This window comes from Paraburkholderia silvatlantica (assembly GCF_003096715.1).
Classification (GTDB): Bacteria; Pseudomonadota; Gammaproteobacteria; order Burkholderiales; family Burkholderiaceae; genus Paraburkholderia; species Paraburkholderia silvatlantica.
In genome coordinates, this window is record NZ_QEOL01000004.1 from 144,530 (window position 1) to 156,752 (window position 12,223).

General features: G+C 65.3%; 10 protein-coding genes. 9 read left to right on the plus strand and 1 reads right to left on the minus strand.

Annotated elements, in window-relative coordinates:
* Positions 1-41: 41 nt before the first annotated feature.
* The 7 genes from hflK to C7411_RS07105 all read left to right on the plus strand — a co-directional run bounded on the left by hflK (position 42) and on the right by C7411_RS07105 (position 8,226).
* On the plus strand, positions 42-1,517 hold the full coding sequence (gene hflK / locus C7411_RS07075) for an FtsH protease activity modulator HflK (RefSeq protein ID WP_110383993.1): 1,476 nt from the start codon (positions 42-44) through the stop codon (positions 1,515-1,517).
* 13 nt (positions 1,518-1,530) lie between these two features.
* Positions 1,531-2,445, plus strand: a complete 915-nt coding sequence (gene hflC / locus C7411_RS07080) for a protease modulator HflC (RefSeq protein ID WP_110384172.1) — start codon at positions 1,531-1,533, stop codon at positions 2,443-2,445.
* A gap of 47 nt (positions 2,446-2,492) precedes the next feature.
* Positions 2,493-2,684, plus strand: a complete 192-nt coding sequence (locus C7411_RS07085) for a DUF2065 domain-containing protein (RefSeq protein ID WP_028210024.1) — start codon at positions 2,493-2,495, stop codon at positions 2,682-2,684.
* Between the two features lie 122 nt (positions 2,685-2,806).
* Positions 2,807-3,958, plus strand: coding sequence for an ATP phosphoribosyltransferase regulatory subunit (locus tag C7411_RS07090; protein WP_110383994.1), 1,152 nt, complete (start codon positions 2,807-2,809; stop codon positions 3,956-3,958).
* Between the two features lie 179 nt (positions 3,959-4,137).
* Positions 4,138-5,484, plus strand: coding sequence for an adenylosuccinate synthase (locus tag C7411_RS07095; RefSeq protein WP_110383995.1), 1,347 nt, complete (start codon positions 4,138-4,140; stop codon positions 5,482-5,484).
* Between the two features lie 23 nt (positions 5,485-5,507).
* Positions 5,508-6,077 (plus strand): phosphoribosyltransferase, encoded by a 570-nt coding sequence (locus C7411_RS07100; protein ID WP_110383996.1) that lies wholly within the window; start codon positions 5,508-5,510, stop codon positions 6,075-6,077.
* A gap of 262 nt (positions 6,078-6,339) precedes the next feature.
* Entirely contained in the window at positions 6,340-8,226 is a 1,887-nt protein-coding gene (locus C7411_RS07105; protein WP_110383997.1) for a potassium transporter Kup, read from the plus strand.
* Positions 8,227-8,324: 98 nt separating this feature from the next.
* Here the strand turns inward: C7411_RS07105 and C7411_RS07110 are convergent, their stop codons facing one another.
* Entirely contained in the window at positions 8,325-10,679 is a 2,355-nt protein-coding gene (locus C7411_RS07110; RefSeq protein ID WP_110383998.1) for a Tex family protein, read from the minus strand.
* 193 nt (positions 10,680-10,872) lie between these two features.
* Here C7411_RS07110 and C7411_RS07115 point away from each other — a divergent pair, with 193 nt between their 5' ends.
* Together C7411_RS07115 and C7411_RS07120 are read left to right on the plus strand one after the other, a co-directional pair.
* The gene (locus C7411_RS07115; protein ID WP_373682579.1) at positions 10,873-11,883 is read left to right on the plus strand and encodes a colicin transporter; all 1,011 of its coding nucleotides are present in this window, start codon (positions 10,873-10,875) and stop codon (positions 11,881-11,883) included.
* Positions 11,884-11,970: 87 nt separating this feature from the next.
* A complete protein-coding gene (locus tag C7411_RS07120) occupies positions 11,971-12,204 on the plus strand; it encodes a DUF465 domain-containing protein (protein ID WP_110383999.1) in 234 nt (77 codons plus the stop codon).
* The last annotated feature ends 19 nt before the right edge of the window (positions 12,205-12,223 follow it).

Below are 12,223 nucleotides of genomic sequence, written 5' to 3' on the forward strand. Positions count from 1 at the left end.
CACGCAATTGACCCGCTGTCTACTCTGGTGAACGAACACAGGTGAACGATTACAACAAGCGGACTGGCTGGCAGCGCGCCCGTGCCATTTTCTCGCTGAACGATCCGCGTTGGGGTCGAGGCGACGGCAATGGCCAGCGTTCTGACGACGGGCGCCGCCCGCCGGGCAATAACGGCAACAAGGGTGGCAACGGCGACAAGGGCGACGGTCCGCCGGATCTCGACGAAATGTGGCGCGACTTCAACCGCCGCATGTCCGCTTTCTTCGGCCGCAAGGGCAAGGGCCCGGGCGGCTTCGGACCGCGCCCGGACAACGGCCATGGCGCGCGCATCGGCGTGGGCATCGTGCTCGGCGTGCTCATCGCGATCTACGTGGGCAGCGGCGTGTTCGTCGTGCAGGAAGGCCAGGCCGGCGTCGTGCTGCAGTTCGGCCAATATCGCCACACGGTTGGCCAGGGCGTGCACTGGCGCATGCCGTATCCGTTCCAGACTCACGAAATCGTCAATGTCGGTCAGATCCGCACCGTCGAGATCGGCCGCAGCAACCTCGTGCGTCCGGCGAACGTGAAGGATGCCGCGGTCATCACGCATGACGGCGACATTCTCAACGTGCGCCTGACCGTGCAGTACCAGGTCAAGCAGCCAACAGACTATCTGTTCCGCAGCGTCGATCCCGACCTCACCGTGACGCAGGCCGCGCAGGCGGCGGTGCGCACCGTGGTGGGCGCGCGCAGTACGAACGACATGCTGTACGCGGACCGCGAGCCGATTCGCGCCCAGCTTGCGGACACGATCCAGCACTCGCTCGACGAGTACAAGACGGGCCTTGGCGTGACCGGCGTCGCGATCCAGGGTGTCTCGGCGCCCGATCAGGTGCAGCCTGCGCTCGACGACGAAGCCAGGGCGCGCCAGGACCGCGACCGCGCGAAGCGCGACGCGCAGGCCTATGCCGACCAGCTGCTGCCGCGCGCGCAGACCGACGCGGCGCGTCTCGTCGACGAAGCCAGGGCGTACAGCGAGCGTGTGGTTTCGCAGGCGCAGGGCGACGCGCAACGCTTCACGCAGGTCTACGAACAGTATGCGAAGGCGCCGGCCGTGATTCGCGAGCGCATGTATCTCGAGACGATGCAACACATCTATTCGAATGCGACGAAGGTGTTCGTCGACAGCAAGTCGGGCAACAACGTGATCTATCTGCCGCTCGACAAGCTCGTCGACACGACGCGACAGCACGCCGCCGTGGCGGCGGGCGCAACGGGCGCGGCCTCGGCTGGTGCGGCAACGGCAGGCGCGGCTTCGGACGCCAACGCGGCGTCCGCGCCGGCAGCCGGCAGCGAATCACAGCAAGGCGCGCAGTCGGGCGCGCAGTCGGGCGTACCGCCAGGGGCTCAACCGGGCGCCCAGCAGCAGGGCGCGGCTCCCGCCACCACGGCCAGCGACGCGGCGGCCGCCGCGAGCGACGCCTTCCGTTCGCGCGATGCGTTCCGCTCGCGCGGCCGCGAAAGCGACGTGCAATAAGGGGCGCGCCGATATGAACAAGATCATTGCGCTCGTCGTTGCCGTCGTGGTTGTGGTGCTGGTTGCGTCGTCGGCCGTCTTCATGGTCGATCCGCGCCACGTCGCCATCATTTCTTCGTCGGGCGGGGCCAATGCCACGCTCGCCGGTCCCGGGCTGCATGTGAAGCTGCCGCCGCCGTTCCAGACCGTCACGTTCATCGACACGCGCATTCAGGCGTTCGATGCGCCCGACGCCGACCGCTACACGACCTCGGACAAGACCGAGCTGCTCGTGAACCCGGTCGTGCGTTATCGTATTGCCGATCCGCTCAAGCTCTTCGCGGCCACCAGGGGCGATGCGCAGACGCTTTCCGACCGTCTCGCCTCGCTCTCGCGCGACGCGCTCGGCGACGCGATTTCGAAGGTCACGCTCGCTGAGGCGCTCGCGCAGCAGGAAGCTATCGCCAACGGCGCGCGCGACGCGCTCAGACAAACCGCGGCGCCGCTCGGCATCGACGTGATCGCGATCGAGCTCACGCGCGTCGATTACCCGCCGGAGCTGGCGCAGACGGTCTTCAAGCGCATGAGCGCCGCGCGCGAGCAGGCCGCCGCCGAGATTCGCGAAAAGGGCGCGGCCGAAGCGCAGCAGATCAAGGACGACGCGCAGCGCAAGCAGCAGGGCGTGCTCGACGATGCCTACGCCAAGGCGCAAGCGATCAAGGGCGAGGGCGACGGCAAGGCCGCCGCGATCGCCGCCGAGGCGTTCGGGCGCGACCCGGACTTCTACCGGTTCTATCAGAGCATGCTCGCGTACCGCGAGAGCTTCCGCCCCGGCGACGTCATCGTGGTCGATTCGTCGAGCGACTTCTTCCGCTTCATGCGTGGTCCGAACGGCGGCGCGAATAGCGCAGATAACGCTCCCGCTCCCGCCACCCCGCGCAAACATTAGACAAAACGAGACACACGCGCCGCGCACCGCGCGGCGTATTTCTTCGCATGGACATAGCTGGCTCCCTCTTGCTCGCGATCGCGCTGATGCTGATTATCGAGGGCATGTTCCCGTTCGTTTTTCCGACGGCGTGGCGTGACACATTCCGTAAAATCGCGGAACGGCCGCCGCATCACATCAGGATCGGCGGGCTTATCGTGATGGGGCTCGGCCTCGTCCTGCTGATGCTGGCGACCTGAGGGCCTCGTGCCGCAGCCGCCCGCAGATGCGGTGTGCGGTTGGCGTTTTTTGACGGATTCCGAATTATCGGGCCGCGTGGCGTTTCGCTGCGCTCGGCCCTCATTGTGGCAGGACTCAACCGATGTCGACCTGGTTACTCCCCGAGAATATTGCGGACGTGCTGCCGTCCGAAGCGCGCAAGATCGAAGAGCTGCGCCGCCGCCTGCTGGACCGTTTCCGCGCCTATGGCTACGAAATGGTCATGCCGCCGTTGCTCGAGTATCTCGAGTCGCTGCTCGTGGGCAGCGGGCGCGACCTGAACCTGCGCACGTTCAAGCTCGTCGATCAGCTCTCGGGCCGCACACTCGGCCTGCGCGCCGACATGACGCCGCAGGTCGCCCGCATCGACGCGCACCTCCTGAACCGCCAGGGCGTGACGCGCCTGTGCTACGCGGGCAACGTGCTGCACACGCTGCCGCGCGGCCTGCACGCCACGCGCGAACAGATCCAGACCGGCGCGGAAATCTACGGTCACGCGGGCCTCGAAGCCGACCTCGAAATCCAGCAGCTGATGCTCGATGCGCTGCGTCTCGCGGGCTTGGCCAAGGTGCGCCTCGACCTCTCGCACGCCGGTGTGCTCGCAGCGATCTTCGAAGCGGATCCCGCTGCGGCTGCGCTCGGCGATGCTTTGTATGAGGCGCTCGCAGGCAAGGACGTGCCCCGTCTTGCCGAACTCACGCAGCACCTCGGCGCCGCCACGCGCGACGCCTTGCGGGCGCTGCCGTCGCTCTACGGCGACGGGAGTGTGATCGACGAGGCGCGCAAGCGTCTGCCCGCGCTGCCAGGCATCGCACGCGCGCTCGACGACCTTGCGTTCCTCGTGCGCGGGATCGAGGGTGCGGAGCTGATGATCGACCTTGCGGATCTCGGCGGCTACGCGTACCACAGCGGCGTGATGTTCTCGGCCTACGTGGACGGCGTGCCGAATGCCGTAGCCCGCGGCGGCCGTTACGACAAGGTGGGCGAGGCCTACGGACGCGCCCGCGCGGCAACGGGCTTCTCGCTCGATTTGCGCGAAGTGGCGCGTATTTCGCCGGTCGAAGCGCGCAGCAGCGCGATCCTCGCGCCATGGCGCCACGACGAGGCGCTGCGCAGCGCTGTCGCCGCGCTGCGCGATGCAGGCGAGGTCGTGATCCAGGCGCTGCCGGGCCACGAGCACGACATGGACGAGTTCGCCTGCGACCGCGTGCTCGTCGAGCGCGATGGCGTCTGGGTCGTCGAAAAGCACGCCTGATAGCGCATCCGGGCGGTCTTCCGGGCGGTGACTGGCGCCGCCGCGCAGGCACGCCAAAGCACGCTTCGCATCGCGCATGCCGTTGAGTGCAAAAGGAAATTCCGCGAATATCGGGAAAAAAAGGCGGCCTTGCCGCTGAACCCAGGTAGAATACGTTTTTAACCAGCTAACGAAACACCATGTCTGCCAGCGCAGTGAATGTAACCCCGGGACGTAATGTCGTCGTCGTGGGCACCCAATGGGGCGATGAGGGCAAGGGCAAGATCGTCGACTGGCTGACGGACCACGCGCAAGGCGTGGTGCGTTTCCAGGGCGGCCACAACGCCGGCCATACGCTCATCATCGGCGGCAAGAAGACCATTCTCCGGCTGATCCCGTCGGGCATCATGCGCGCCGGCGTCGCCTGCTACATCGGCAACGGCGTGGTGCTCTCGCCTGAAGCGCTCTTCAAGGAAATCGGCGAGCTCGAAGAAGCGGGCATCGACGTCCAGAAGCGCCTATTCATCTCCGAAGCCACCACGCTCATCCTGCCGTACCACATCGCCATCGACCAGGCGCGCGAAGCCAGGCGCGGCGCCGCGAAGATCGGCACGACGGGTCGCGGCATCGGTCCGGCCTACGAAGACAAGGTGGCACGCCGCGGCTTGCGCGTGCAGGACCTGTTCGAGCCGGAGAATTTCGCCGCGCGCCTGCGCGAGAACCTCGACTATCACAACTTCGTGCTCACGCAGTATCTGGGTGCGCCGTCCGTCGACTATCAGCAAACGCTCGACACGATGCTCTCGTACGCCGATCGTCTGAAGCCGATGGTAACGGACGTTTCGCGTCGTCTGTATGACGTCAACCACGAAGGCGGCAATCTCCTGTTCGAAGGCGCGCAAGGCACGCTGCTCGACATCGACCACGGCACCTATCCGTTCGTTACGTCGAGCAACTGTGTTGCGGGCGCGGCGTCCGCTGGCGCGGGTGTCGGTCCGCAAAAGCTCAACTACGTGCTCGGCATCACCAAGGCGTACTGCACGCGCGTCGGCTCGGGCCCGTTCCCGAGCGAACTGTACGACGCCGACAACGCCGATCGCCAGGAAGAAGTGGGTCTCACGCTCGCGAAGGTCGGCAAGGAATTCGGTTCGGTCACGGGCCGTCCGCGCCGCACCGGCTGGCTCGACGCGGCCGCGCTGCGCCGCTCGATCCAGATCAACGGCGTCACGGGTCTGTGCATCACGAAGCTCGACGTCCTCGACGGTCTCGACGAAGTGAAGCTCTGCGTCGGCTACAAGGTGGACGGCAAGGACGTGGACATTCTCCCGCGCGGCGCTTCGCAAGTGGCCGCGTGCGAGCCGGTCTACGAAACGTTTGAAGGCTGGAACGAAAGCACCATCGGCATTACGCAGTTCGACGCGCTGCCGAAGAGCGCGCAGGCGTATCTCACGCGCGTGCAGGAAGTCGCCGGCGTGCCGATCGACATGGTTTCGACCGGCCCGGATCGCGACGAAACGATCCTCCTGCGTCATCCGTTCAAGGTCTAAGTGGCAAGAAGGCAGAAGCAAAAATGATTCAGATGATGGACCCGCGCAACGACGACAAGAACCTGTGGGTCGGCTGGGACGAATACCACCGGCTGATCGAACTGCTCGCGCTCAAGGTGCACGAGTCGCGCTGGAAGTTCGACCAGATCCTGTGCCTCGCGCGCGGCGGCTTGCGCGTGGGCGACCAGCTCTCGCGCATCTACGATCTGCCTTTGGCGATCCTCGCGACCAGCTCGTACCGCGAAGCGGCCGGCACGGAGCAGGGCGAGCTTGACATCGCGCAATACATCACGATGACGCGCGGTCACCTGGAAGGCAACGTGCTGCTCGTCGACGATCTCGTCGATTCGGGCGTCACGCTCGCCCGCGTGCAGGAGCACCTCAGGGAGCGTTACCCGGCCGTGACCGGCGTGCGCTCGGCGGTGCTCTGGTACAAGGGCTGCTCGAAGGTGACGCCGGATTATTTCGTCCAGCATCTGCCGACCAACCCGTGGATCCACCAGCCGTTCGAGGAGTGGGATACGGTGCGCCCGCACAATCTCGGGGCATGGATCAAGCGTGGTCTGCAGCAGGCGCAGGATTCGCAGAAATAATCACGCGTTGTGCCGCCGCCCGGGTGGTTTTCGGATCCGCTGCGGACAGATTCTGAGACGGAGCCTTCATGGCTCCGTTTTTTTGTGCGCATCGCCGTCGTTTCCCAGCAGTGGCGCAGGCGGGCAGACGGCATCTGGGGCCGGTGCTAAACTGCGCGGGGACAGGGGGATGTCGCAGTGCCGCGACGGCCGCTCGGTTTCCGCCGCAGCCCGGTTTAGAATAGCGCTCGTTTTTTCCGCCTCGCAACGGATTACCGCGTATATGACAACTAGCACACACGTGGCCAAGCAGCCGCTACCTACTCTCGCCGTAGCGGCCATCGGCGTGGTGTTCGGCGACATCGGCACGAGCCCGCTGTATTCGCTGAAAGAGGCGTTCAGCCCGTCGCACGGCATTCCGCTCAACGAGACCTCGATCCTCGGCGTCATTTCGCTGTTGTTCTGGGCGATCGTGATCGTCGTCAGCGTCAAATATGTCCTTTTTGTGATGCGCGCCGACAACAACGGCGAGGGCGGTGTGCTCGCGCTCATGGCGCTCGCCATGCGCTCGTTCAACCGCAAGAGCAGATCGGCCGCGCTGCTCACGGCGTTGGGAATCTTCGGCGCGTGCATGTTTTACGGCGATGCCGTCATCACGCCGGCCATCTCGGTCATGTCGGCGGTGGAAGGCCTCGAAATCGCCGCGCCCAAGCTCTCGCATCTGGTGTTGCCGCTCACGATGGTGATCCTGATCCTGCTGTTCTGGATCCAGCGACACGGCACCGCGCTGGTCGGCCGCCTGTTCGGCCCGATCATGGTGCTCTGGTTCATCACCATCGGTGTGCTCGGCGTCTCGCGCATCGTCCAGGCTCCCGGCGTCATCGCAGCGCTCAGCCCGTTCTACGCGATCAGTTTCATGGGCGCGCACATGCTGCAGGCCTACGTAGTGCTCGGCTCGGTCGTGCTGGTGCTGACCGGCGCGGAAGCGCTCTACGCCGACATGGGCCACTTCGGCGCGCAGCCGATCCGCTGTGCCTGGTACACGCTCGTGATGCCCTCGCTCGTGCTCAACTACTTCGGCCAGGGCGCGCTCCTGATGCAGGACCATCGCGCGATCGAAAATCCGTTCTTCCTGCTTGCGCCTGAATGGGCCTTGCTGCCGCTTGTCGTGCTCTCGACGGTCGCGACCGTGATCGCCTCGCAGGCCGTGATCTCGGGTGCGTACTCGCTCACGAGTCAGGCCATTTTGCTGGGCTACGTGCCGCGCATGAAGGTGCTGCACACGTCGGACCTCGCCATCGGGCAGATCTACGTGCCGGTCGTGAACTGGATGCTGCTCTTCATCATTCTGTGCATCGTGGTCGCCTTCAAGAGTTCGGACAATCTGGCCGCCGCATACGGTATCGCCGTGACCGCGACGATGGTGATCACCACGGTGCTCGTCGCCGTCGTGATGACGAAAGTGTGGAAGTGGAACAAGGCGCTCGTCACCTGCATCATCGCGGTGCTGCTGGCCGTCGATCTGGGTTTTTTCGGCGCGAACCTGCTGAAGGTCGAGGAGGGTGGCTGGCTGCCGCTCGGCATCGGCGCACTGCTGTTCTTCCTGCTGATGACCTGGTTCAAGGGCCGCATGATCGTGAAGGACCGCACGGCCGCCGACGGCATTCCGCTCATGCCCTTCCTGCAAGGACTGCTCGCGCACCCGCCGCATCGCGTCTCGGGCACGGCGATCTATCTCACGGGCAGCGAATCGCTCGTGCCGGTGAGCCTGCTGCACAACCTCAAGCACAACAAGGTGCTGCACGAACGCACGATCTTCCTCACCTTCGTGATTCGCGACATTCCATACGTGGCGGACGCGGAGCGCGTGACGGTGAAGGATATCGGCGGCGGACTCTATCTGGTGAAGGCCGATTACGGTTTCAACGAAACGCCCGACGTGCAGGCGGTGCTCGACGAAATCTCGCGCACGCACAACATGACGTTCGAAATGATGGACACGTCGTTCTTCCTCGCGCGCGAGACGGTCGTGCCGACGCAGCTTCCGGGCATGTCGATCTTCCGCGAACGCGTGTTCGCGTGGATGCATCAGAACGCCGCGAAGCCTACCGACTTCTTCAGCATTCCCGCGAACCGCGTGGTCGAACTCGGCACGAAGATCGAGATCTGATCGCGTCGTCTCGACCAGTAAAAAAGGCACCCCCCAGGTGCCTTTTTTGTTGCGCGCGCAACGTGAGCCGATGCGGCCCACGTTGCGTCATGCGGGCATCAGCGCTGCTTGAGCTTCGCGAATGCCGCCGCCATCGCGCCTGCCGGTTCCGCATCGCGTGAACGCTGGCCGCCGCGGTTATCACGACTGCCGCCGCCGCGATTGTCGCGGTTGCCCGACTGGCCGCCGCCGCTGCCGCCACTACGTGAGGCGCCCGCACTCGCGGGGTCGTCGTCCAGACGCATCGTGAGCGCGATGCGCTGACGCTTCACGTCGACGTCGAGCACCTTCACCTTCACGACCTGGCCGGCCTTGACGACTTCGTGCGGGTCCTTGATGAACTTCGTCGACATGGCCGAGACGTGCACGAGCCCATCCTGATGGACGCCCACGTCGATGAATGCGCCGAACGCAGCCACGTTCGTCACGACACCTTCGAGCAGCATGCCCGGCACGAGATCGGAGACTTTTTCGACGCCATCGCGGAAGGTTGCCGTCTTGAACTCGGGGCGCGGATCGCGGCCCGGCTTTTCCAGCTCGCTCAGGATGTCGCGCACCGTCGGCAGACCGAAACGTTCATCCACGAACTCGGTGGGCGCGAGGCCCGAAAGCGCCTCGCGGCTGCCGAGCACGTCGCCGATCGTACGCTTGATCTTCGCGAGCATGCGCTCGACGACGGGGTACGCTTCCGGGTGCACCGACGAGCGATCGAGCGGATTGTCGCCGCCGTTGATGCGCAGGAAGCCTGCGGCTTGCTCGAAGGTCTTGTCGCCCAGGCGCGGCACCTTCTTCAGATGCTCGCGCGAAGGGAACGGGCCGTTCGCATCGCGGTACTCGACGATATTGCGCGCGAGCGTCGAGTTCAGGCCCGACACGCGGGCGAGCAGGGCAACCGAGGCCGTGTTCGCATCGACGCCCACGGCGTTCACGCAGTCCTCGACGACCGCGTCGAGCGAGCGCGCGAGTTCGCGCTGGTTCACGTCGTGCTGGTACTGGCCCACGCCGATCGCTTTTGGCTCGATCTTCACGAGTTCGGCGAGCGGGTCCTGCAGACGGCGCGCAATCGAGACAGCGCCGCGCAGCGACACATCGAGTTCGGGGAATTCCTTCGCCGCCAGTTCGGAGGCCGAATAAACCGATGCCCCGGCTTCGGAGACCACGATCTTCTGCAGCTTCAGTTCGGGATGCTTCGAGATCAGCTCGCTCGCGAGCTTGTCGGTTTCACGCGAAGCCGTGCCGTTGCCGATGCTGATGAGTTCCGCTTGCGTCTGCGCGGCGATGCGCGCGAGCTTCGCGAGCGAGCCGTCCCAGTCGCGGCGCGGCTCGTGCGGGTAGATCGTGTCGGTGGCGAGCAGCTTGCCCGTGCGGTCGACCACGGCGACCTTCACGCCGGTGCGCAGGCCCGGGTCGAGGCCGATCACGGCCTTGGGGCCGGCCGGCGCGGCAAGCAGCAGATCCTTCAGGTTGCGTGCGAACACGCGGATCGCTTCGTTTTCGGCCTGCTCGCGCAAGTTCGTGAGCAGTTCGTTTTCGATATGCGGCTGCACCTTCACGCGCCAGCACCAGCGGCAGACATCGGAGAGCCATTTATCGGCGGGACGGTTCTGGTTCGCAATGCCAAAGTGACGCGCGATCATCGCTTCGCCCGGATGCGGCACCTGTGCGTCCAGTTCGCCGCCAAGGCCGAGCTTGACCATCAGCACACCGGCGTTGCGGCCGCGGAACAGCGCGAGCGCGCGGTGCGACGGCACGGTCTTGATGGTCTCGGAATAATCGTAGTAGTCGCGGAACTTCTCGCCTTCCTCGTTTTCCTTGCCCTCGACCACGCTCGACATCACCACGCCCTGGTTGTGCAGCCAGTCGCGCAGCTTGCCCAGCAGTTCGGCCGTTTCGCCGAACTGCTCGGAGAGGATGTCGCGCGCGCCGTCGAGTGCGGCCTTGACGTCGGCGACACCTTTTTCGGCGTCCACGTACTGCGCCGCTTCCGTTTGCGGGTCGAGCAGCGGGTTCGCTAGCAGCGCGTCGGCGAGCGGCTGCAGGCCGGCTTCGCGCGCGATCTGCGCGCGCGTGCGGCGCCTGGGCTTGTAGGGCAGATAGAGGTCCTCGAGAACCTGCTTGCTGTCGGCCGCTTCGATGGCGCCGCGCAATTCGTCGGTGAGCTTGCCTTGTTCCTCGATGCTCGCGAGGATCGCCGCGCGGCGGTCTTCGAGTTCGCGCAGATAGAGCAGGCGTTCTTCGAGCGTACGCAGTTGCGTATCGTCGAGATTGCCCGTGACTTCCTTGCGGTAACGGGCGATGAACGGAACGGTCGAGCCTTCGTCGAGAAGCTGCACGGCGGCTGCGACCTGGCGCGGCTGCACGCTCAGTTCAGTGGCGATACGCTGGACGATCTTGAGTGCTACGGTTTCCGTCATAGGGTCTGGATATTCCTGCGAGGATCGGATTGCGGTCCGCATTTGCGGTCCGGCGGCCGGTGCGGGCTCGATCGCCCCGGGGCGCCCGGTGCGCGAAAAGGCGCGTTGCCGGGTGCGCCCGCCGGCCGGTGGAGCGGGGCATTTTGCCATAAATGGCCGAGCGCTCAACCCGGGGGGTGTTAGAATTTCAGCCATGTTCCGCTGCCCACAGAAGACGTTGACGACCTCCCGCTTCTCCCCTGATTGGCCCCTTGCCCGGTTTCGCACGCCTGTTGGCGTCACGCGGCGCTTCCCCGCTCTTGGGGCAATTTGTGCCGTCGCGTTGAGCTTCGGTGCGAGCGTTCCGGCCCTCGCGCAGGCGGTCGGGGTGACAGGGCCGCTGCAGCAGCCAGGTGCGGCAACTGCGACGATGCAACAGGCGCCTTCAGTCGGTGCGCCGCTCGCAGCGTCCGACGCAGCCGGGGCTGCTGGCACGCCGCAGTCGCAGCAGAGTGACTTCGACGCGCGGCAACAGGTGCTGGACCGTCGTACCGCGGAGAACAACTATCAGTTTGCCGTCGCGCAGCACAACTGCTACAGCACGTTCTTCGTGAATCATTGCATCGGCAAGGCGCGCGACAAGATGCGTGTCGTGCAGGCCGATATCCGCCGCGAGCAGCTTGCGCTCGACGACGAAAAACGTGCCGCGCATGCGCAGCAGCGCGACCAGCAGGCCGCCTTGCAACGCGCGCAGGACGAAGCCAATGCGCCGCAGCGCGCCGCCAACGAAGCGGCCAGCGCGCAGGCGTACGAACAGAAGCAGCAGCAACACGCGCTCGATCAGGCGCAGCGTCAGGCTGAGGCGCCGCAGCGTGCGGCGAACGAGCAGGCGTATCAGGAAAAGCAGCGGCAGCACGCGTTGGCACAGGCACAGCGCCAGGGCGAGCAATCGCAGCGCAACGCGAACCAGGCGGCGTACGACCAGAAGCAGGCGAACTACCAGAACCAGCTTGACGAAGCGCGCCGCCAGGGCGAACAGAAGGCTCAGGAACGCGCCGGGAAGGCCGAGCGCTACCAGCAGAAGCAGGAAGACGCGGCGAAGCACAAGGCCGATGTCGAGGAGCGTCAGAAACAGGCGGCCGAGAAGGCGCAGCAAAAGCAGCAGCAGGAAGAACAGCAGAAGCAGCAGCAAAAGCAGCAGCAGGAAGAACAGCAGGACCAGTAGCACGAGTAGCACGCTTTTTCAGTCGGACTGCAACCTCAGGCGCGTCGTCCTTCGCAAGCGCGCGCCGCATATGTCGAGGAGGCGAGCATGCGCGAGCATCGTGAAGTCAAGACCGAGGTCCTTCGTGACCGCATTCTGCAACTGGAATCGGAACATGGCGATCTGGACCGCCTGATAGACAGGATGTCCGACGCCCCGGACTATGACGATCTCGAACTGCAGAGGCTGAAGAAGCGCAAGCTCAAGGTCAAGGACAACATCCTCCTGCTGCAACTGCAGCTGGACCCCGATTCAACGAAGACTTCGGACGGGCACGCCTGATTCCGGGTCCTGGCAGGCG